The organism is Halovivax cerinus (assembly GCF_024498195.1).
Classification (GTDB): Archaea; Halobacteriota; Halobacteria; order Halobacteriales; family Natrialbaceae; genus Halovivax; species Halovivax cerinus.
Map to the genome: position 1 here is coordinate 2317680 of NZ_CP101824.1, position 19700 is coordinate 2337379.

General features: G+C 65.9%; 21 protein-coding genes and 1 tRNA gene. 11 read left to right on the forward strand and 11 right to left on the reverse strand.

What is annotated here, in order from left to right:
* Positions 1–48: 48 nt before the first annotated feature.
* Positions 49–552, forward strand: a complete 504-nt coding sequence (locus tag NO366_RS10815) for a phosphopantetheine adenylyltransferase (protein ID WP_256530805.1) — start codon at positions 49–51, stop codon at positions 550–552.
* A 96-nt stretch (positions 553–648) separates the two neighbouring features.
* On the opposite strand, the gene NO366_RS10820 is transcribed toward NO366_RS10815, so the two are convergent.
* On the reverse strand, positions 649–957 hold the full coding sequence (locus NO366_RS10820; protein WP_256530806.1) for a transcription initiation factor IIB family protein: 309 nt from the start codon (positions 955–957) through the stop codon (positions 649–651).
* Between the two features lie 209 nt (positions 958–1166).
* Here NO366_RS10820 and NO366_RS10825 point away from each other — a divergent pair, with 209 nt between their 5' ends.
* Together NO366_RS10825 and NO366_RS10830 are read left to right on the forward strand one after the other, a co-directional pair.
* Positions 1167–1340: a hypothetical protein gene (locus tag NO366_RS10825; RefSeq protein WP_007703626.1), complete on the forward strand. Its 174-nt coding sequence runs from the start codon at positions 1167–1169 to the stop codon at positions 1338–1340.
* Positions 1341–1381: 41 nt separating this feature from the next.
* Positions 1382–1464, forward strand: a tRNA-Leu gene (locus NO366_RS10830).
* Positions 1465–1720: 256 nt separating this feature from the next.
* Here NO366_RS10830 and NO366_RS10835 read toward each other — a convergent pair.
* Together NO366_RS10835 and NO366_RS10840 are read right to left on the reverse strand one after the other, a co-directional pair.
* The gene (locus NO366_RS10835; RefSeq protein ID WP_256530807.1) at positions 1721–2188 is read right to left on the reverse strand and encodes a toxin-antitoxin system TumE family protein; all 468 of its coding nucleotides are present in this window, start codon (positions 2186–2188) and stop codon (positions 1721–1723) included.
* A 4-nt stretch (positions 2189–2192) separates the two neighbouring features.
* Positions 2193–2780 (reverse strand): DUF7342 family protein, encoded by a 588-nt coding sequence (locus NO366_RS10840; protein WP_256530808.1) that lies wholly within the window; start codon positions 2778–2780, stop codon positions 2193–2195.
* A 1229-nt stretch (positions 2781–4009) separates the two neighbouring features.
* Between NO366_RS10840 and NO366_RS10850 the strand changes: the two genes are divergently transcribed.
* From NO366_RS10850 to NO366_RS10860, 3 genes are all read left to right on the forward strand, one after another.
* Positions 4010–6340 carry a BGTF surface domain-containing protein gene (locus tag NO366_RS10850; protein ID WP_256530809.1) on the forward strand — a complete coding sequence of 777 codons (2331 nt, stop codon included), beginning with the start codon at positions 4010–4012 and terminating at the stop codon, positions 6338–6340.
* A 202-nt stretch (positions 6341–6542) separates the two neighbouring features.
* The gene (gene dacZ / locus NO366_RS10855) at positions 6543–7361 is read left to right on the forward strand and encodes a diadenylate cyclase DacZ (protein ID WP_256530810.1); all 819 of its coding nucleotides are present in this window, start codon (positions 6543–6545) and stop codon (positions 7359–7361) included.
* A gap of 1 nt (position 7362) precedes the next feature.
* Entirely contained in the window at positions 7363–8127 is a 765-nt protein-coding gene (locus tag NO366_RS10860; protein ID WP_256530811.1) for a mechanosensitive ion channel domain-containing protein, read from the forward strand.
* 27 nt (positions 8128–8154) lie between these two features.
* Here the strand turns inward: NO366_RS10860 and NO366_RS10865 are convergent, their stop codons facing one another.
* Positions 8155–8982, reverse strand: a complete 828-nt coding sequence (locus NO366_RS10865) for a nucleoside phosphorylase (RefSeq protein WP_256530812.1) — start codon at positions 8980–8982, stop codon at positions 8155–8157.
* A 56-nt stretch (positions 8983–9038) separates the two neighbouring features.
* Between NO366_RS10865 and NO366_RS10870 the strand changes: the two genes are divergently transcribed.
* Positions 9039–9497 carry a DUF488 family protein, N3 subclade gene (locus tag NO366_RS10870; RefSeq protein ID WP_256530813.1) on the forward strand — a complete coding sequence of 153 codons (459 nt, stop codon included), beginning with the start codon at positions 9039–9041 and terminating at the stop codon, positions 9495–9497.
* A gap of 47 nt (positions 9498–9544) precedes the next feature.
* On the opposite strand, the gene cdd is transcribed toward NO366_RS10870, so the two are convergent.
* Both cdd and NO366_RS10880 read right to left on the reverse strand, forming a co-directional pair.
* On the reverse strand, positions 9545–9949 hold the full coding sequence (gene cdd, locus NO366_RS10875) for a cytidine deaminase (protein ID WP_256534024.1): 405 nt from the start codon (positions 9947–9949) through the stop codon (positions 9545–9547).
* Between the two features lie 71 nt (positions 9950–10020).
* Entirely contained in the window at positions 10021–11460 is a 1440-nt protein-coding gene (locus NO366_RS10880; RefSeq protein WP_256530814.1) for a phosphohexomutase domain-containing protein, read from the reverse strand.
* 160 nt (positions 11461–11620) lie between these two features.
* On the opposite strand from NO366_RS10880, the gene NO366_RS10885 reads away from it, so the two are divergent.
* Together NO366_RS10885 and NO366_RS10890 are read left to right on the forward strand one after the other, a co-directional pair.
* Positions 11621–12328: an Ntn hydrolase family protein gene (locus NO366_RS10885; RefSeq protein ID WP_256530815.1), complete on the forward strand. Its 708-nt coding sequence runs from the start codon at positions 11621–11623 to the stop codon at positions 12326–12328.
* Position 12329: 1 nt separating this feature from the next.
* Positions 12330–13100, forward strand: coding sequence for an archaeal proteasome endopeptidase complex subunit alpha (locus tag NO366_RS10890; RefSeq protein ID WP_256530816.1), 771 nt, complete (start codon positions 12330–12332; stop codon positions 13098–13100).
* Positions 13101–13162: 62 nt separating this feature from the next.
* Here the strand turns inward: NO366_RS10890 and NO366_RS10895 are convergent, their stop codons facing one another.
* From NO366_RS10895 to NO366_RS10910, 4 genes are all read right to left on the reverse strand, one after another.
* On the reverse strand, positions 13163–14209 hold the full coding sequence (locus NO366_RS10895) for a DUF7351 domain-containing protein (RefSeq protein WP_256530817.1): 1047 nt from the start codon (positions 14207–14209) through the stop codon (positions 13163–13165).
* A 90-nt stretch (positions 14210–14299) separates the two neighbouring features.
* Positions 14300–15304, reverse strand: coding sequence for an NAD(P)H-dependent flavin oxidoreductase (locus NO366_RS10900; protein WP_256530818.1), 1005 nt, complete (start codon positions 15302–15304; stop codon positions 14300–14302).
* Between the two features lie 56 nt (positions 15305–15360).
* Positions 15361–15894 carry a cyclic pyranopterin monophosphate synthase MoaC gene (gene moaC / locus NO366_RS10905; protein WP_256530819.1) on the reverse strand — a complete coding sequence of 178 codons (534 nt, stop codon included), beginning with the start codon at positions 15892–15894 and terminating at the stop codon, positions 15361–15363.
* Entirely contained in the window at positions 15887–17371 is a 1485-nt protein-coding gene (locus tag NO366_RS10910; protein WP_256530820.1) for an NAD(P)H-hydrate dehydratase, read from the reverse strand. Before NO366_RS10910 ends, moaC begins: the two co-directional genes overlap by 8 nt.
* Positions 17372–17481: 110 nt before the next feature.
* On the opposite strand from NO366_RS10910, the gene NO366_RS10915 reads away from it, so the two are divergent.
* Positions 17482–18012: a hypothetical protein gene (locus NO366_RS10915; protein WP_256530821.1), complete on the forward strand. Its 531-nt coding sequence runs from the start codon at positions 17482–17484 to the stop codon at positions 18010–18012.
* A gap of 320 nt (positions 18013–18332) precedes the next feature.
* On the forward strand, positions 18333–19298 hold the full coding sequence (locus tag NO366_RS10920; protein WP_256530822.1) for an NADPH:quinone reductase: 966 nt from the start codon (positions 18333–18335) through the stop codon (positions 19296–19298).
* Between the two features lie 39 nt (positions 19299–19337).
* Here the strand turns inward: NO366_RS10920 and NO366_RS10925 are convergent, their stop codons facing one another.
* Complete coding sequence (locus NO366_RS10925) at positions 19338–19616, reverse strand: acylphosphatase (RefSeq protein ID WP_256530823.1); 279 nt, start codon at positions 19614–19616, stop codon at positions 19338–19340.
* Between the last annotated feature and the right edge of the window lie 84 nt (positions 19617–19700).

Consider the following 19700-nt stretch of genomic DNA (forward strand, 5'->3'; position numbering starts at 1 on the left):
GGGGACCCGTTTCGACTCTTTTATACTCGCGGGCCCGAAGGAGCGGGTATGCAGGTCGCGCTCGGTGGCACGTTCGATCCAGTCCACGACGGCCACCGTCGGCTGTTCGAACGGGCGTTCGAACTCGGTGACGTGACCGTCGGGCTGACGAGCGACGACCTCGCGCCGGCGACACGCCACGTCGACCGGTACGTCCGGCCGTACGACGATCGCGAACGTGACCTCCGAACCGAACTCGAACACCTCGCCGACCCGCGCGGGCGCGACTTCGAGATACGGGAACTCGACGAACCGACCGGTATCGCGACCGAACCGCAGTTCGACGCCCTCGTCGTCTCGCCGGAGACGGTCGAGGGCGGCAAACGGATCAACGAGCTCCGTCGTGAGCGCGGTCACGACGCCCTGGAACTCATCGTCGTCCCGCACGCCAGGGCCGACGACGGCGACATCATCTCGAGTACACGCATCGTCAACGGCGAGATAGACGAACACGGCGCACTGACGCCCGACCGGGACGGGTTGGATCGATCGCGTGACTCGTCCCCTCGTTGAACCGGCCATCCACGGGTTATCGATCAGTCCGTTGTTCGAAGCCGACAGACCGGTCGGAGCGCCATCGACCGGCTGGACCGAGTGCCGTCGAACGAGTTACCAGCTCGGCGGTTCGAGGCCGGCCGCTTCGAGTTGCGCTTTCCAGCGCGATTGGATCGACAGCCGGGAGACCTCCATCGCCTCGGCGACGGCGCCCTGGGTCCGTCCGTCGCCGGCGATCAGCGACCCGGCGTAGAGGCTCGAGGCGACGACCGCCCGTTTCGACCGATCGGACTCCGGCACGTCGGAGAGAAAGAGGTCGATCGCGGTCGACCGTGCGTCCTCGGAGAGGCTGAGCGCGTCGGCCGCCCGTTCGAGCTCTTCGATCCACTCCCGCTGGGCCAACCGCTCGCGCGCGTTGTACATCCGTACCGGCCGTTAGACCGACGGCGGCTTAAATCCGCCCCCGGAGACAGGTCGCGCATCGTCGTCGCATCAGGGGTCGATACACGATATCCAACGGTATACTACCGATAGCCGTCGAATCCGGTGATTCAGGATCCCGTTGGCTACGAGGCTCTTACTTAGGACCCTGCACCCACACTCTTCGCCATCGCCTCACGGCGCGGTGTTCGATGACCGAACCGACGTGCAAACTCGTCTGTACCGGTTGCGGGCTCGAGATGGGCTATCGAGAGCGCTCGCTGGCCGAGCAGGCGGCCGAACACCACCAGCGCCGGGACGACGAACACGTCACGTTCATCGTCCCGCCGGACTGGACGCCCGAGGAACCCGTCACGCACCGATGATCGACAGGTTCTTACTCGACTCGGGAACTACACTCAGTCGCGCGCGGGTAGCCAAGTGGCCAATGGCGCAGCGCTTAGGACGCTGTGGTGTAGACCTCCGCAGGTTCGAATCCTGTCCCGCGCATGCGAGGATCGAACGGAGTGAGATCCTCGGAACGCGAACGGTGAGCGGAGCGAACCGAGAGCCGCGAACGACTGTGAGCGGCGTGTATGCGAAAAAAGGGATTCGAAGAAGACGAGCCGCAGCGACCGAACGGAGTGAGGTCGACCGTCTCGGCGTGGTTCGAATCCTGTCCCGCGCATGCGAGGATCGAACGGAGTGAGATCTTCGGAACGCGAACGGTGAGCGGAGTGAGCCGTGAGCGGCGATTGGCCCACGATCAGCCGGTGTATGTGGAGCGATTCAGTTGGTCGAGGCCGTCGTGAGCCGCTGCGTGCCAGTTTGTGAGTACCCCTCTGACGACTACCGGCGGCCGATGGACGGTAAAACACGACGGCTCGACGTCGTTCGGATGACTCGTCGCGTTCGGCGGGGGATGAAAATGCGCGTCGCCTCGAACGTCGTAGTCGCCGCCGTGGGGGTGGTGACCCCATCGGAAGTCTATGTCGCCCTCAGTGTAGTGGAATTTGTAGTCGCCAGCGGTCGTCCACTGGACGTCGAACCGACCCGTCGAGCCCTCCCGGAGACCCGTGGTGAGGTCGACTTCTAGGATTGTCGGGCTCACGATGTCGTCGACTGTCGCCGTCGCCAGTGGCGCCTGCCGCGCGAACTCGTCGCGAATCGTGAACAGCGCGTCGCCGTCGATCGGCCCGCGAAGTCGATGGGCCACGTCGTCGGTGCCGTCCATCGTGTTATCGCGAATCGTCGGCGGGCACAGATGGAGATCGGTCTCCGGTGATGTGCTCTGTCGCTTCGGCGATCGAGATGGCGGCGTTTGCGAACGCGACGTTACGACGTGTGGTTTGCCACTCCGTTACGACGCTCCCGTCAGTGCGGGTATCGGCTCCAGTGTCGTCGAGCGTCTCGCGTCCGAGCTGGACGGCGAGTTCTTCGGGTGATTCGACGCCGTACGTCTCACGATACTCGTTGATTTGTGCTCGTAGTTCTGTGACACGCTCGGCGAGCTCCTCGGCGGACTGTTCGGCGAGGAGCCGATTCGCGCGTTCGGTGATCAGGGATTCGTCCGACCGCCGGTAGAGTGTCGCCCCGTGGGCTCCGGCCGTCGTGGTGACGAAGCCGTCTTCGGCTAGCGATGTCAGGTGCTTTCGAGCGGTTTTTGGACTCGTCTGCGCTCCGTCAGCGATATCGGCTGCGCTCGTCGGTGTGTACGTGTGTCGGATCACGGATTTGACGCGCTCTGACGGCGTCGTCTCTGCCTTCCAGTCTCGCTCCACGGCCTCGTTGATGTCGTCGTACGGATCTGGCCGGGACTCGTCCATACGGGGCGTTCGATCTGTGGGAGTATAACGTCTTTGGGGAGAATCTATACGTAAGCCGACGCGCTCCAGGAGTCTGTTTCAGTTCCAATCGAACGATCTGACGGTGTCGGAATGGACGGTACGAAACGAACTTAGCTGTCCATCGATCATCCAAGGGACGAATATCATGTAATTATATATCCGTTCACGTATTCTACCAACACGGAAGCCGCTCTCCACGATTGCGCGGGGACATGCGCTCAGCTACGAAAGAGTCTTCGACTCTTTCGAGCATCGCGGGAACTTCGTTCCCGCTCAAAAATGTCCCGGGTGGACCTAGCACCCGAGACGCGGTTTCCAAACTGCGGATGCAGTTCGTCAACCATGTTACGCAACACACCAGCGAGATATAAAAGTCTCGCACGCCTGCAGTATCGACAGCGAACGCTCTGTCCAGACTTCGTCTGGGATTCCAAAGCCGGACTCGACGTGCTCGTCCGCCGACTCGGCTCCCTGAAGGTGAACTGAGATGGCCAGGTACGACTACGAGGGGCCGACGCCGCCGGGATCCCTGCCCGCGGTGCAACGCGGATCTGCGGACGCGCCACTGGGCGCGGGTCGTGGCGAAACACGATGGCCCGCTCGCGTACCGGTACGCAAAGGGCGAACGTCGCCTCTGCGTGGATTGCGTCGCCGCGCTGGGATTGCTGGAGTTCGCGGGACACGAACCGGAGGTCGGGTCGAGCCGGTAAGCCCACCGATCTCGGGAGGGTTTTCCGTGGGAGTTGGGTGGCGGAATATAAGTCAGATGATTCGATGCCAGGCCGGGATGATTCTGGCCGAGTAAGTATTTAGATTACGCGCGAACGTGTGCGTGTGTTTGGATCGGTCACAGTCGCTGCGCATTCGGTACGGGTGTTTCGGGGGAGCGATTCTCAGGTAACGGAGCAGTACCGCGACGCCCGGTTCGACTCCGGTACGGGTGGGGTCATAAATACCCACTTACGTGCGACTCTCTCCGTAGTCGAAAACGGCCGATAGGAGCGGCTATACTCGCGTATTTCTGGATTACTGCGCAATCTGAAACTCAATCTGAAACTAGAAGACTTATTACGGATACCTTGTAACAACGCAGATACCCCTACCCGGGAGGCCGATACGCCACACCGTCTGCGCCGGGCAGACGGGAGGTGAACGATCCCGGCGCATCGATCGCTATCGAAGCGAACCAACACGACACAACATACAACATGACAGAAAACACGACATCATACCGCGCGAAGGGACGTGCAGTCGTCCTGGCGGCGCTTATGGTGCTTTCCGTCGTCGCGATGGGCGCAGCGTTTGCCGCCCCCGCGGCCGCGGATCACGCTAACGAAGAAGCAGTTATCGGTGACGGAGATAGTGTTGTGCAGGGTCAGACGGCGATTGTCGATGTTAGTGGACTGACCACTACCACCGACGATCAGGTCACCCTGTACAAAAGTGCAAGCGAAGGTGCCGACGAGCGGATCTACAACGTTGACGTAGATGACTCGGGTACGACCGCTAACGCCACCTTCACGACGAGTAACCTGGACGCCGGGTCCTACTACCTCGAAGGAACCCAAGGCAACAACGTCTCGTTCGACGTGACCGTCCTCGACCTCGAGAACGGTCCGGACGGCGGGACCATGTTCCTGTCGGGATCGGTCGAACAGGGCGACAACGCTAGCCTTCAACTCGACTCCAACGAAGGCGACTTCGTCGCGGAGATCAGTTCCGACTCCTTCAGCGCGAACAAGCTGGCGGAAATGATCGACGGCGCGACCGCGACCGACCACGATGGTAACTTCGTGGAAGTCAACGGCGACGCGACGCTCAACGTCACATTCGCGGGCGTCGATCCAGGCACGTACAACTTCACCGTTGCCGGTGCCGGGACGACGGCTGAGACGACTGCCTCCATCGAGGTAACCGAGCCTGGCGAAACGACTGTTGGCTTCGAGGAGACCGTTCCGTCCACCACGCTCGGTGATCACAACACGATCACCGTCAACATGGAGGAGACCAACAGTGCGGAACTCGATATCACCTGGGGTGCCGAGGGTCTTACCATCCTGAACGGGACTGTCGACGCACCTAATTCGGATCAGGTGACCTTCGACATCAACACGCACGAGCTTCTCCGAGGCGATACCGGGAACATCGTTGCGAATGAAGACGGTGGCAGCTTCACCGTCAACCACGCGATGGACATGGCCAACTACGGCGATAACACGCGCATGGACGTCTTCGACAGGACGAGTTCGTTCAACATGGAACTCACCGTCGACGACGAGCGCGAGGATCGCGGTACGTTCAAGGTCACCGACCGTTCCACGGAGAGCATGAGCACGTACAAGGTCTCCGGTTCTCTCGTCGATGAGCTCACGGAGAGCAACCTGGAGTCGGTGGCTGAAGACGGCGGCGCCACTGATGGTGCGATCGCCGCTGGCGATTACCTTGCCGTAGTCGTCGAGGGAGACGGCTTCTTCGGCTACGACGACAGCCTACAGACGCTCGCGGAAGAGGGCGTCTATCTCAACGCCACCCACACCAACCCCGGATTCGGTGGCCAGCCGGACGAGCTAGATCACGAGACGCTGATCACCAACGAAAGCACGAGTACGCTCGTCTCGGTCTATCAGGTCCCTGATGACCAGGTTGATAACGGCTACAACGTGTCCTTCAACGCCTACGCGGCCGGAACCGCGGCCGATGGCACTCACAACTACGACAACCCGTACACGAGCGAGACCGAGTCGTTCTACTCGTCCTTCGCGGTCGAGGAACCGTCGCTCTCGTTCGACTCGGACATGTACGACGTGAGTGCTGCCGAGGGGCAGCCGATCACTGGAACGACCAACATCGCTCCCGGTAACGTCATCTCCGTCGTCGCAGAAGCCGGCGGTGACAATGCGTTCCTCGAGGATGGCGAAGGTGTCGTCCAGGCCGACGGAACGTGGACTGCCGAAATCGACCTCTCGGAAGAGGTTCAGGATGTCGAGTTCGACCTGAAGGCCGACAACCCTGACTACATTGTCGACGGTGAAGCGATCTCGGCGACCTCCGAGGGTATCATTGGCGGCGGCTCCGGTGCTGCGCCGTTCCTCTCGATCTCGGCAGACGCGCCGTCCTCTGTCACTGTCGATGAGGGAGCAACGCTGTCGGTCGCCGTGGAGAACGGTGGCAACAGCCCTGTCTCCGGGACGGTCACCGTCACCGTGAACGGTGAGACCGTCGTCGACGGGCAGGAAGTCTCCGATCTCGCTGCTGACGGCTCCGAGGACATCGTCGAACACGACCTCGACACCAGTTCCACTGGCGACATCTCCTACTCCATCACCACCACTGGTGACGATGGTGAGGAAGATGACTCCGTGGAGGGAACCGTTACCGTCGAGGAGGAGTCCTCCGGCAGCGGTAGCGAATCCGGCGGTAGCGAAACCGACGGCTCCGACGGTGACGACGGCGACGACGCGACGCCCGGATTCGGTGTCGCGATCGCCCTCGTGGCCCTGCTGAGCGCGGCGATGCTGGCGCTCCGCCGTCAGGACTAACGACCACAAACCACTCGGAACTCGCTTCCGAGCCTTCGATTTCACTTTTATCGACGTCACGTCGGATAGCGGCCGCGCTGCGTCGATGGTTCCGTTCGGATGCGAAACGTCGGTCGCTGGCTCCGACTCCCACCGACGGCGTCTGCCAGGCGTCGGACACACTCCCAAACGCTTATTCGAGCGCACGCGGGTTGTACGCACGATGGCTGGTCTCGACGACGTGTTCGGAGATATCTACGACGACGTCGACGCGCTCGTACTCTTCTCACCGAGCGGGTCGTACTACGAGCGCTTTTCGGCGATCGACGACGACGCCCTCGACATCGTCGTCGTTGGGACGGAGAACGCGATCGGCGCCGATCCATTCGTCGAACTTCCGATCGAGTTCACGGACGTCACCGAGCGGGTTCGCTTCGGGCTCGAAGGCGCGCTGGAGCAGGGCGTCATCGAGGATGGCGACGTCCTGGCGTGTGCGACGAGCGTGTTCGACGGCGGTATCGACACGGTGTCGCGCGTTCGCGCTAACGCGGAGGATCAGCTGGGGCTGTACGATCTGTTCTCGAAGTCGCGGGCGGACGCGGACGTGATCAAGGCCGTTCTCGAGGTGGCGATCAACCTGGGGAAGAAAGGACAGAAGGGCAAGCCGGTGGGCGCCCTGTTCGTCGTCGGCGACGCGGGCAACGTGATGAACAAGTCGCGCCCGCTGTCGTACAATCCCTTCGAGAAGTCCCACGTCCACGTCGGCGACCCGATCGTCACGGTCATGCTGAAGGAGTTCTCGCGGCTGGACGGCGCGTTCGTCATCTCCGATTCGGGGAAGATCGTCTCGGCCTACCGGTACCTCGAACCGGCCGCGGAGGGCGTCGACATCCCGAAGGGGCTCGGTGCCAGGCACATGGCGGCGGGGGCGATCACGCGCGATACGAACTCGATCGCCGTCGTCCTCTCCGAGAGCGACGGGCTGGTGCGCGCGTTCAAGGGCGGTGAACTGATCCTGGAGGTCGACCCGGAGGCGTACTGATATGGACGTACAGGCGTTCCTCGAGGAGCCGGCAGTCATCGCCGTGGCGGTCCTGGCACTCGGGATCGTCGTCGGCTATCTCGTCGGTCGACTGAACGAGGAACTGCTCACGGCCGCGGGGGTCCCGTCGGCTGTCGAGGGGACGCCGTTCGAACGAAGCGCCCGGAGTCTCGGCACCTCGACCGTCCAGATCGTCGCCCGATTGAGTTCGTGGTTCGTCTACGGTATCGCGGCGCTCACGGCGATTCACATCGCCCAGCTGGTCGACACCGACCGGTTCTGGGCGGACGTGACACTCTTTCTCCCGCAGGTGTTCGTCGCCGTGCTGGTCTTCGTCGTCGGCTTCATCGTCGCTGACAAGGCGGAGTTGATGGTCGGTGAGTACCTCCGGAGCGTAAAACTGCCGGAGGCGTCGCTCATCCCGCGCGTCGTGAAGTACTCGATCCTCTACGTCGTCATCCTCATCGCCCTGGCGCAGGTGAACGTGAACGTCCTCGCGCTCTTGATCTTGCTCACGGTCTACACCGCCGGACTCGTCATCGTCGGCGCGTTCGCGTTCAAAGACTTTCTCGTCTCGAGCGCCGTGGGTATCTACCTGCTGCTCAACCAGCCCTACGGTATCGGCGACCGAATCCGGGTCGGAGAGCGCTCGGGTATCGTCCAGGAGGTCACCATCTTCGTGACGACCGTCGAGAACGACGACGAGGAGTACGTGATCCCCAACCGCCAGGTGTTCGAGGCCGGGATCGTGAAGATTCGAGAGTGAGGCCGGTCCGGTGGTCGGCCGCGGTGCTCAGTCGATCGAGAGGCCGGCGTGCCAGCGGTCGACACCGGCCTCGGCTTTCCGTTCGTCCATCTTCGCGAGCAGGTGTGCGGCGAGTGACGCGGTCTCGGCGGCTCGCGACTCGCCGGTGACCCGAAACTCGCCGCCATCGCGATCCGCGTAGACGGTACAGACGGCGCCGCCGCGGAGCCCGTAGACGGTCGCGAGGGTGAGGATCGCGCTGGCTTCCATCTCGACGTTCGTGACGTTCGCGTTCCGGAGTTCCGCTAGCAGGTCGTCGGCACCGGCGGCTTCGAACCCATCGTACCCGGGTCGTCCCTGACCGGCGTAGAACGAGTCGGTGGACGCGGTGAGTCCGGTGTGGTAGTCGTATCCCAGTTTCTCGGCGGCGGCGACGAGGGCGCTCACCACCTCGTAGTCGGCCACGGCGGGGTAGTCCTCGCGAACGTACTCGTCGCTCGTCCCCTCCTGCCTGACGGCGCCAGTCGTGATGACGAGGTCGCCGACGGAAACCCCGGGTTCTATCGCGCCACAGGACCCGACGCGGATGAACGTCTCGCAGCCGAGGCGGGCGAGTTCTTCGACGGCGATGGCGGCCGATGGACTGCCGATACCCGTCGAGGTGACCGAGAGTGGCGCCCCGTCGTACCGACCCGTCGCCGTCCGGTACTCGCGATGGTGGGCGATCTCGTCGTACCCGTCCCAGCACTCGACGATCCGGTCGATCCGTTCGGGATTGCCCGGCAGGAGCACCGTCTCGGCCACGCCGTCGGGACCGACATCCAGATGATACTGCGTCTCCGCGTTCGGATCTTCGCTGTCGGGGCGGTGTGTCATCTGTCGCTCGATTCGTGGGCCCGAAGTATATACCTGATCCGACCCAAATGCGGGCGATGACGGATTCGGGCTCGACTCTCGGCTCGCTCTCCGACACGTACGTCGCGGCGATCCAGCACGACCTGGCCTCGTTGGCGCCGGACGAGACGCTGGTCGGCGTGGTGCGCCGCCCGACCGGCTGGTTCCACGGCGCCGTCGACGAGAACGTCCCGGCGCTGGCGCCGCCGGCGGACCTGCTGGAGGAGACGAAACGAGCCGAGACGGACCTGAAACGACGCGGTATCTGCGACGAGGAAGCGCACAACGCCGCCTGGGACCAGGTCGGATTCTCGTCCCGATACGAAGCTCACCTCGACGACTCGGCCGACGCACGGGCGGCGATCGACGCCCTCGTGGATCGACTCCACGACGGCGAGTCGATCACATTGGTCTGCTTCGAGAACACGGCGAAGAAACGCTGTCACCGGACGACGCTCCGTGAGCGTATCGAAGATAGACTCGAACGAACTGCGTAGTCCGGTACCGCACTCGGCGTCGGCGCGCGAATCGGCCCGGCTGCCTCCTAGTCGAGGTCGGATTCGCTCATCGCGGCCGGGAGCAACTCGCCGAGCGTGTAGGTCGTCACGATCGGCGTTCCCGACTCGTCGTCACCCTCGTCGCAGGCGATCACGAGGTCGTCGTCGCAGAATTCGGCGAGGGTCTGGCGACACATCCCGCAGGGGGTGACGCCGTCACGACGACTAGAACTCACGGCCAGCCGAGCGAACTCGTTGAAGCCGTTCTTGACGGCCTCGGCGATCGCCACCTCTTCGGCGTGGAGACTGTTCGAGAAGTTCACGTTCTCGAGATTGCACCCCGTGACGACGGTGCCGTCGGTGGTCTCGAGGGCGGCACCCACGCGATACTCGGAGTAGGGGACGTGCGAGGCAGACTGGACCTCCCTGGCTTCGGCGATCAACTCCTCCATGTCTCCGCGTTCGGACGGCAGGGTCATGTACGCGTCGGCACTGATCGAACCGACCGTGGCGCGACGGGTCCTTACGCCGCGTCGACCGCGGCCTCGATCACCGTTCTGGCTTCGTCGACGAGCGCGTCGACGTCCTCACTCTCCGCGTACAATCGAACGTACGGCTCGGTTCCGCTCGGGCGGACCAGCAGCCAGGAAGCGTCCGGAAACGCGAGCCTGATTCCGTAGTCGGTGTCGAGTGCTCCCTCGGGGAAGGCGTCCGGAAGACTCGATTCGAGCCGTGCCATCACGTTCGCCTTCGCGTCGTCCGGACAGGGAACGCTCACCTTTCGGTACGGTCGTTCGGTCACGGGCTGGCGCAGGGTTGCGACGTCGCCGGCCGCGGCGACGAGCGCGGCGACGACGGCGGCGCTCGCGACGCCGTCGATCCAGCCGCCGAACGACGGGTGGATGTGCTTCCAGGGTTCGGCCGCGAAGACGACGGTCGTGTCCGCGCCCGGATCGGCGGCGGCGCGGACCCGGGCGATCCCCTCGTGGAGTGCGCCCAGGTGCACCCGTTCGACGCGGCCGCCGGCGGCGTCCACCAGCTCGTCGATCCGAGCCGACGCGTTCGGCGTCGTCACGACGACGGGGTCGCCGGCGCTCGACGCCTCGACGTAGTGGGCTGCGACGACGGCGAGGATCGTGTCCTCGTGGACGACGTCGCCGTCCGGACCGCAGACGACGAGGCGGTCCGCGTCCCCGTCGTGAGCGAGGCCGAGGGCGACGTCGCCGTCGGCGAGGAACGCACGCAAATCGGACAGGGTTTCCGGCGTCGGTTTGCTCTCTCTGGCCGGGAAGTGGCCGTCGACGTTCGCGTTGAGCGCGGTCACGTCGGCGCCGAGGCGATCTAGCACCTGCGGGGTGACATCCCCGCCGACGCCGCTTCCACAGTCCACCGCGATCGACAGCCCGGCGAGAGGCTGTGTGTCGACTCGATCTGCCTGAGTGTCCCTTCGGCCGTGCCCGCCGAACCGGTCGCGTACGTAGGCACAAACCGCGTCACGGTAGGTCGCGAGAACCTCGGCGCGTTCGATCGTGCCCCATCGATCCCAGTTCGCCGTCTCAGCGGTCTCCACGGCACCCTCGATCTCGCGCTCGGCGTCCCGATCGAACTCGACGCCGTCGTCGAAGAGTTTGATCCCGTTGTCGGCCGGCGGATTGTGGCTCGCGGTGATCATGACGCCGAATCGGCCACGTGAGGCGTACGCCAACGCTGGTGTCGGAACGCGACCGATTCGTCGCACCGCCGCGCCGCCACTCGCGAGCCCTGCGGCCATCGCCGCAGCGAGAGACTCACTCGTCTCCCGGCCGTCGTATCCGAGTACGACGGTCGGCGAGTCGGATCTTCCTTCGGACTCACCCGTGCCGTCGAGCGTCCGCCCGACGGCCTGACCCACCGAGAGGGCGAGTGCGGGCGTAACCTCGGTCGAAACCGGTCCGCGGATTCCCGCGGTCCCGAACAGCGTCATGCGACCGGGTTGCGCGAGCACGTACTTAGACCCACTGACCCTCCTGCGCCGGGCCTCCGACCGATATCGCCGGGGCGGGCCTGCCGCGATCGTTCGTTCCTGCCGCCGGCTAAAATATATTTTAGCTAACACATAATGGGCGCGGGGCCGTCCTGCAGGTATGATCGAGCAATCGGGTGAGAGTCCCGCAGGGACAGCGCACGAATCGGCTGACGAGTTCTCCACGGGGACGACGATCGTCGCCCTCGCCGGCGACGACGGGGTCGTTCTCGGTGCGGACGCTCGTGTGAGTCTGGGCGGGCGCTTCGTGACCAATCGGTCGGCGCGGAAGGTCGAACCGATCGGAGAGCGGGCCGCCGTCGCCTTTTCCGGCGGTGTCAGCGACGCGCAGTCGGTGGTTGGGCAGTTGCGGACGGAACGCCGCCTCTACGAACTCGATCACGGGCGGCCGATGCCGACGGACGCGCTCGCGACGGTGGCGGGGCGACTGATCCGCGACGGACAGTTCCGTTCGATCGGCCTGTTGCTCGGCGGGGTCGACGAGTCGGCCGTCTACTGGATCGACGGCGGTGGCGGCGTCATGCGTGACACGTACGCGGCCAGCGGCAGCGGGATGCAACTGGCCTACGGCGCCCTCGAAGGCGCGTACGAACCGGATCGGCCGGTCGCCGACCTGCGACCGCTCGCCGCCGACGCCCTCGCGGCCGCCGCCGAGCGGGACGTCGCCAGCGGCGACGGGATGACGATCACGACGATCACCGACGAGGGCCTCTCCGAGCGACGGACGAACACTCTCGGCCGGGAGGCACTCGCCGGAGCGGAGGGCGAGAGACCGACTCCCAAAACCGCGGACGAGGAGGTGGCCTGAGATGGATACCTCTCGCAGACAGGCCTACGACCGCGGTCAGACGATCTTCTCGCCGGATGGTCGTCTGTACCAGGTGGAGTACGCCCGTGAAGCGGTCGAACGTGGATCACCCGCCGTCGGCGTTCGCACGGCCGACGGCGTCGTCCTCGCTGCCAGAAAGCGACGCGCCTCGCCGTTGCTCGAACCGGACTCGGTGGCGAAACTCCACCGGATCGACGATCACATCGCGATCGCCTCGGCGGGTCACGCCGCCGACGCGCGCCAACTCGTCGATCGTGCCCGGGTCGCCGCCCAGCGTCACCGCCTCCAGTACGGGGAGCCGGCGCCCGTCGAGTCGGTGACGACGTCCCTCGCGGATCACATCCAGGAGTCCACCCAGACTGGCGGGACACGCCCCTACGGTACGGCGCTCCTGATCGCGGGCATCGACCCGAACGGTGCTGGGATTTCGTCCGGACAGTCTGCCGACGGCTCGTTCGGGCAGCTCTTCGAACTCGACCCGAGCGGAACGCCGTACGGCTGGCGTGCCGTCGGGATCGGCGAGGGCTCGTCGACGATCAGAGAGACGTTCGAGTCCTCGCTCGACCCGGCGACAGCGGACATCGAAACCACGGTCGCGGACGCCGTGACCACGGCGATCGATGGACTCGCTGCGGACGACGACGAACCCGACCCGGACGCTTACGAGTGCCTGACGATCGAACCGGGACCGACGGTGACGACCCGATCGACGGACGAAATTGCGACGGTTCTCGAAGAGACGGTGTCGTAGCGGTTCTCTCGACGAACGCAGGCTGCGGGTTCGTCCCAGTGTTTGACACGACGGTGGGTTCCTTACGCGACGTCGGCTTCCGCTGCCACGTCCGACCCGGCCCTCGTCGTACCGCACTCGCTCTGTTCGGTGTCTGCCGCCTCCGCACGGATCCGGCGAGAGGCGACGACGGTACACTCGCCGTCTACGTAGCACTCGACGGTCTCGTCGTCCAGCGTGACTGCGACGCGGACGGCCATCGGGTCGTGCGACAGCGGCGTCTCGGTCCACTCGCGCCCGACGTTCCAGATCGGGCGCTGGTCGATCGACTCGTCGTGGTCGTGGTAGAACGATACGAGTTCGGGGTGATCGAGCAGCGTCAGCGCGACTGGACAGCGGAGCCCGTATCCACACGCCTCACAGGTGAACGACGCCTGGACCGGGTCCGGGACGGACTCGCGGGCCAGCTCGTCGCCGGGGTCGGGGCGAACCACGACGAGACGCGACTCGACGGGGCCACCACACTCGGGACAGACGCCGTCGCCGAGGTGGGAGATACGGTGTCGGTGGTGGCGATCGAACGCGGCGGGGAGGTCGTCGTCGTGGGCTTCGAGACCGGCCGGCGGGAAGTCCATCCGGAGGATAGACCGCTCACACGCCCCGCACGTTATGGCCACCTCGTTGTCGTCGGCGGCGGCGCCGAGCTCCTGGGCCCCACAGAACGGGCACGGATCGCCGATGGCGACCGACTGGCGGTCGACCTGGTGCGTGTACGTGCCGGATTCGATGGCGCGGGCGGCGCGCCTGCCGGTCGCGGTCAGCGCGTACCCCTCCTCCGTCTTCGAGAGGTACGGGCCGACCAGTTCGTCGATGTGGTAGGCGAAGCCGGCCGTCGTGTCGACGTCCGCGGCCTCGAAGAGCGTCGAGAACGAGACGCGACCCGCTTCGGCTGTGTCTTCGGACCGATCGCGCATCGCCCGGAGAATCCCAGTCCGGACGTCGTTTCCAAGCGCCTGGAACGCCGCACTCGGCTCGGTGACGTGGACGGATTCGCCGACCGTGTCGGGCGTTGCTGGCAACGCTTCGTCACCACCTGCTCCCGCGTCGGCCTCGGAGTCCACGTCTGTCATGCCCGTCGTTACGTGTGGGCGAAAAAGTACCTTCTGCCCGTGGACGTGCAGGCGCTACCGTGGTCAGGGTGTGCTGTCGCACGATCACGGCTACTGGCCGGCCGGAAGCGAGGCGATTGTGGCCGCCGTCTCCGTGACGAGTTCGCTGACGATAGCGCCAGCCGGTTGACGTCGATCGACGAGGCCGGTACTCTGCCCGGCGTACAGTGCCATCTCGTCGATGGTCCCATCGACCGCTGGTGTCGCAAGCGCCTCGTCGTACCGTTCGATCGGTTCGTCCTCGTCGTCCGTCGCGATCACGTCGGATTCGCCCGGGCGCTCGCCAGGAGGTGGCCGACCCGCCGCGTCCCACCGCTCGATCGTTTCGGACTGCAGCACCCGGTGGCTCGTTCCAGGCCAGCCTTTGTCGTAGAGTGTCGTCAGTCGCGTCTCGGTTTCGGTGGCATCGAACACCCGTCTTCGATACCGGTCGTGAACGTTCGCCTCCGCCGCACCGAGAAACCGGGTCCCCAGCCAGGCCCCGTCGGCACCGAGCGCCAGAACGCCGGCGATTCCACGGCCGTCTGCGATACCGCCGGCCGCGACGATCGGGGCGTCGACGGCGTCGGCCACCCGTGGGACGAGTGCGGTCGTCGCGACCTCGCTCTGGACGTGACCGCCTGCCTCGATACCCTGCGTCGCGACGACGTCGACGCCGCCGTCGACCGCCCGACGTGCTGCCTCCTGACTCCCGACGGTCTGGATCGCCAGCGCACCGGCGTCGTGTACCTGCTCGACGAACGGTGTCGCGTCGCCGAAGGAGAACGAGACGATGGGTGCACCGGCGGCGAGCGCCGTTTCCAGGTGTGCTGCGGTCGGCCGGTCGGTCGCTGCGTCGTCGAGAACGACGTTGACCGCGAACGGCGCGTCCGTCCGGGCTGTAGTTTCCTCGATGACACGTCGCGTTTCGTCGTGATCGCGCCACGTGACGGCGAGGTGACCGAGGCCGCCCTCGTTCGAGACGGCGGCGGCGAGTGCCGGCGTGGTTGCACTGCCGATCGGGGCCTGGACGATCGGCGCTTCGATGCCGAGTTCCTCGGTGAGCGCGGTCTCCATGTCCCGTCAGATTCCGCCGTCGATACGAAGGTTTCGCTCTCGCGATTCGACGCTCGTCAGTCCCGGTCGACTTGCTCCGTCTGTTTTTCGACGACGCGGACGTCCTCGATCCGCGCCTCCGGGTACTGTCCGTCATCGTCTTTCTCGGCGGCCTTGACCATGTCCCAGACGACCGTCAGTCCGGTCGTCACGCCCTGGAGGGCCTCCATCTCGCAACCGGTCGTGCCGGTCGTCTCCACGGCGACGGTGAGCGTAACGGCGTCGTCGGTCAGGTCGATATCCGTCTTCACGTTCGTGATCGGAATCTGGTGGCACATGGGGACCGTCTCCCAGGTGTGCTTGACCGCCTGGATCGCCCCGACGCGCGCGGTCGAGAGCACGTCACCCTTGTCGACGTCGTCCGCTCGAACTGCCTCGACCGTGGACGGCCGAAGCAGGATCCGTCCAGTGGCGACTGCCCGACGCTTCGACGCCGGCTTCGCGCCCACGTCGACCATCTGGACGTCTCCGCCCGCCGTCGTGTGTGTGAGATCCGTCGACGCGGGCTCGGCTTCGGTGTGACGGGCCTGGTCCGGTTCCTCGTCAGTCACTACTCTCACCCCACAGGACGCCGGGGATCTCGGTCAGCAGGTCCGAGGCCGTGATTCCGAGCCCGTCGCCGGCGCCCCATCGCTCCGCGAGGACCTCGCCGGCGCGGCCGTTGACGTACGCTGCGCCACAGGCCGCTTCGAACGGATCGGCGTGTTCGAGCAATCCGGCGGCGATCCCGGCGAGCAGGTCGCCCGTGCCGCCCACGGCCATACCGGGGACGCCGACCCGGGAGATCCGCGTTCGCTCGCCGTCCGTGATCACGTCGTCTTCGCCCTTCGCGAGGACGACGTGACCGAGGTCTGCCGCGAACGACTCGATCTCGTCGGCCGCCGCTCGCAGATCGTCGGTCTCTGGACCGCCCAGCCGGGCGAGTTCCCGTCGGTTCGGCGTGCAGACGAGCGTGGCGTCCGTCCCGAGGCCCGGCACGACCGAGAGCGCCTCCGCGTCGACGACGGCGGGCCCGGTGTACGATTCGAGGAACTCGCGAGCGGCCGCGAGACTCTCCTCGGCACTCCCGAGGCCCGGGCCGAGTACGACCACGTCGTCGTATCGTTCGGCGGTCTCGACGAGGTCGGGCACCTGATCGGTCGTCAGGCGATCGCCCGCGTACGGCTGGACGATGAGGTCTTCGGCGTAGCCCTGAATCTCGTCTGCGACCCTGTCGGGGGCGGCGACGAAGGAGAGTTCCATCCCGCTCCGAAGCGCCGCCTGCGACGCGAGCGCCGGCGCACCGGTGTAGGGACCGCCGCCGATCACGTACGCGCGACCGGTGCGCGCGCTCGGACGAGCGAGCCCCAGATCGCCGGGGCCGACGAACCGTTCGGCGGCCGCCGGGATACCGATGTCTACGACCCGGATATCGGCCTCGAGGGCGTCGAGGCCGGGCTTTTCGTCGTGGAACGTGACGACGTGATCCGCGTCGACCGGGTTCGCGTTCGAGTGGGGATCGCTCGCGTCGAAGCCCGACGGGACGTCGACCGAGACGACCGTCGCGTCCGACGCGGCCATCGCGTCGGCCGCGGTGGCGATCGGTTCTCTGAGATCTCCGCTGATGCCCGTTCCGAGCATCGCGTCGACGACGACGTCGGCGTCGGGGAGCGAGAACGCGGACGAGTCGGTCACCTCGCGGACGTCGGCATCGCCAGCGACGAGGGCGTCCCAGTTGCGACGGGCGATGTCCGTACCGATCCGCTCGGCCCGACCAAGCAGGATCGTCTCGACGTCGACAGCCGGCGCCCCGTCACCGTCAGCAACCACGTCGGACCCACCGGTTCCCCCGAGGAACCGGGCCGCGACGAAGCCGTCACCGCCGTTGTTGCCGCGGCCGGCGACGACCGCGATGGAACCGCCGTCGGGAGCGACCTCGCGTGCGACGCGTGCGACGGCGTTCCCACTCGATTCCATCAACTGGGCTCGCGGGACGCCAAGCGCCGCGGCGTTCGCGTCGACCGCGGCCATGCGTTCGCCGGTGATCATACCAGCCGGTTCGGTCGGGGCAGCGAAAAACGTGCGGGATCACTCGATTGGTTGCGGAATCGATCCGAATCGCCGAAACCCTTTGGCGCGTGCGGACCGCCCTACCCGGTGTGAACGTCTTCTGGCTGGACGAGGAGCCGCGACTCGCCGCTCGGTACCACTGCGACCAGCACGTGAACAAGATGTTGCTGGAGGCGGCGCAGGTGTTGTGTACGGCCGCTCGCGAGAACGGGTACGAGCGGGACTTCCTCTATCGCGCCACGCACGCGGACCACCCAGTCACCCGGTGGGCCACGGAGTCACGAGCAAACTGGCTCGAACTACGCGAGCACGCGAGGGCACTGGACGCGGAGTTTCGAGAGCGGTACGACCACGACGACCACCACGCCAGCTGGGAGGTGATCGCCCGCATCGACCCGGACGCGATCGAGTTCCCGCGGGAGGATTCGACGGCGAAACCGCAGGCGATGCCCGAGCGATACCGCGACCCCGACGATCCCGTCGCGGCTTATCGTGCCTACTATGCGGGTGAGAAGGCCGAGTGGGCCGAGTGGGCCCACACCGACGAACCGCCGTGGCTCGACTCGTATCGACCCGGCGAGGAGACTGGCGCGGCCGCGGAGCGTGGGACCGACCGGTGACGGCGTCGCCTCGCGTGCGATCCGGTCCGCGTTCTCGCTGCCGGGTGTGGGGCGGATTTCGGCGGGTGTGGGCCGGCCTCCAGCGGATGTGAACGGCTCCGACGTGTGCACTGGTTCACGCCTGTCTCCGACGTCTACACCGGCTCACGCCTGTCTCCGACGTGTGCACTGGTTCACGCCTGTCCCCGACGTGTGCACTGGTTCACGCCTTTCCCCGACGCAGGCACCGGTCACGCCTGTACCCGACGTGTGCGCTCGTCACTCGGTCGGATTGCGCATCCGCACTTTTGATACGTCCGCGTTCCGTGCTGCTACACGGTATGGAAGCCGTCAGACTCGCGGAGCACGGCGGGCCGGACGTACTGTCGGTGGAAGATGTTCCGCGCCCGGACCCAGGGCCGAACGAGGTACTCGTCTATGTGGCGTCGGCGGGCGTCAATCCGGTCGACACGTACTTCCGAGACGGGTCGTACGAGCCCGTCGACCTGCCGTTCACCCCGGGCGTGGACGTCGCCGGGACGGTGGAAGCTGTTGGGTCTGCCGTGGATGGGTTCCAACCGGGCGATCGCGTCTTCGGCACGGGGATCGGTAACGGGTCGGCACAGGGTGCCTACGCCGAGTACGCGGTCGTTCCCGACGACCGACTCGTTCACCTCCCGGACGGCGTCGATCTCGTCGAAGGGGGCGCCGCGGGCGTCGTCGCCTGCACCGCCTGGCGGGCGCTCGTGCACCACGCGAACCTCCGCCCAGCGGAGACCTGTCTGATCCACGGCGGTTCCGGGGGCGTGGGCCACGCGGCCGTCCAACTGGCCGACGCCGTGAGCGCGAAGCCGATAACGACCGCCGCCCCTGCCTACCACGACGACGTCACGGCCCTGGGGGCGGATCGCGTCCTGGACTACAGCCGGGACGATTTGGCCGACGCGGTCCTCGACGCGTCGGGCGGCGGTGTCGACGTCGTGCTCGACCATCGGCTCGACGACTATCTCCAGTTCGACGCCGACGTCGCCGCGCAGAACGCTCGTGTCGTCGGGATCGGCGAGAACAGCCCCGACCCCGGGTTCTCGAACGACGGGGCCGCTCGCTCGAAGGACGTCACCTACCACTTCATGATTCTGTTCAACGCGCCCGACCTCCACGTCCCGCTGCGCGGCGTGGCCCACCTCATGGATATCGGTGCGCTCGACGTCGAGATCGCTCGGTCGTACGATCTGTCGGAGGCGGGCGAGGCCCAGCGGGCCGTCGTGGAAGACAGCGTCTTTGGCAAACTCGTAATCGAACCCTGAACCGGTGCGCACGCCCACGGCCGTCCTCCGCGTCGGCGGTCAGTATCGGATCTCGAACCCGTCTACTCCCTGGGGCTCACCGTACTCGACGACGACACCATCGACCTCCGCGGCTGGACTGCCCTCGTGACACCACTCGACCAGGTCGGAGACCGCGTCCACCGGTCCCTCGAAGATGGCCTCGACGCGGCCATCGTCGAGATTTCGGACCCAGCCGTCGACGCCCGCTTCGATGGCGGTATCTCTCGTATTCGCCCGGAAGTAGACGCCCTGTACCGTCCCGGAGACGAAGACGTGAGCGCGAGTGCGATTGCTCATATAGTAGCGGTATACACGCGGGACGAAAAACCGGTTGGCGTCGGTGACGGACCGAGTCGGTGTGATGGATCCCGGTACTCGTCC

What these genes read in the sequence shown, in the direction of transcription:
- NO366_RS10815 (WP_256530805.1), top strand. Translation starts at nt 49, where the DNA reads ATGCAGGTCGCGCTCGGTGGCACGTTCGATCCAGTCCACGACGGCCAC.
- NO366_RS10820 (WP_256530806.1), bottom strand. Translation starts at nt 957, where the DNA reads ATGTACAACGCGCGCGAGCGGTTGGCCCAGCGGGAGTGGATCGAAGAG.
- NO366_RS10825 (WP_007703626.1), top strand. Translation starts at nt 1,167, where the DNA reads ATGACCGAACCGACGTGCAAACTCGTCTGTACCGGTTGCGGGCTCGAG.
- NO366_RS10835 (WP_256530807.1), bottom strand. Translation starts at nt 2,188, where the DNA reads ATGGACGGCACCGACGACGTGGCCCATCGACTTCGCGGGCCGATCGAC.
- NO366_RS10840 (WP_256530808.1), bottom strand. Translation starts at nt 2,780, where the DNA reads ATGGACGAGTCCCGGCCAGATCCGTACGACGACATCAACGAGGCCGTG.
- NO366_RS10850 (WP_256530809.1), top strand. Translation starts at nt 4,010, where the DNA reads ATGACAGAAAACACGACATCATACCGCGCGAAGGGACGTGCAGTCGTC.
- dacZ (WP_256530810.1), top strand. Translation starts at nt 6,543, where the DNA reads ATGGCTGGTCTCGACGACGTGTTCGGAGATATCTACGACGACGTCGAC.
- NO366_RS10860 (WP_256530811.1), top strand. Translation starts at nt 7,363, where the DNA reads ATGGACGTACAGGCGTTCCTCGAGGAGCCGGCAGTCATCGCCGTGGCG.
- NO366_RS10865 (WP_256530812.1), bottom strand. Translation starts at nt 8,982, where the DNA reads ATGACACACCGCCCCGACAGCGAAGATCCGAACGCGGAGACGCAGTAT.
- NO366_RS10870 (WP_256530813.1), top strand. Translation starts at nt 9,039, where the DNA reads ATGACGGATTCGGGCTCGACTCTCGGCTCGCTCTCCGACACGTACGTC.
- cdd (WP_256534024.1), bottom strand. Translation starts at nt 9,949, where the DNA reads ATGGAGGAGTTGATCGCCGAAGCCAGGGAGGTCCAGTCTGCCTCGCAC.
- NO366_RS10880 (WP_256530814.1), bottom strand. Translation starts at nt 11,460, where the DNA reads ATGACGCTGTTCGGGACCGCGGGAATCCGCGGACCGGTTTCGACCGAG.
- NO366_RS10885 (WP_256530815.1), top strand. Translation starts at nt 11,621, where the DNA reads ATGATCGAGCAATCGGGTGAGAGTCCCGCAGGGACAGCGCACGAATCG.
- NO366_RS10890 (WP_256530816.1), top strand. Translation starts at nt 12,330, where the DNA reads ATGGATACCTCTCGCAGACAGGCCTACGACCGCGGTCAGACGATCTTC.
- NO366_RS10895 (WP_256530817.1), bottom strand. Translation starts at nt 14,209, where the DNA reads ATGACAGACGTGGACTCCGAGGCCGACGCGGGAGCAGGTGGTGACGAA.
- NO366_RS10900 (WP_256530818.1), bottom strand. Translation starts at nt 15,304, where the DNA reads ATGGAGACCGCGCTCACCGAGGAACTCGGCATCGAAGCGCCGATCGTC.
- NO366_RS10910 (WP_256530820.1), bottom strand. Translation starts at nt 17,371, where the DNA reads ATGATCACCGGCGAACGCATGGCCGCGGTCGACGCGAACGCCGCGGCG.
- NO366_RS10920 (WP_256530822.1), top strand. Translation starts at nt 18,333, where the DNA reads ATGGAAGCCGTCAGACTCGCGGAGCACGGCGGGCCGGACGTACTGTCG.
- NO366_RS10925 (WP_256530823.1), bottom strand. Translation starts at nt 19,616, where the DNA reads ATGAGCAATCGCACTCGCGCTCACGTCTTCGTCTCCGGGACGGTACAG.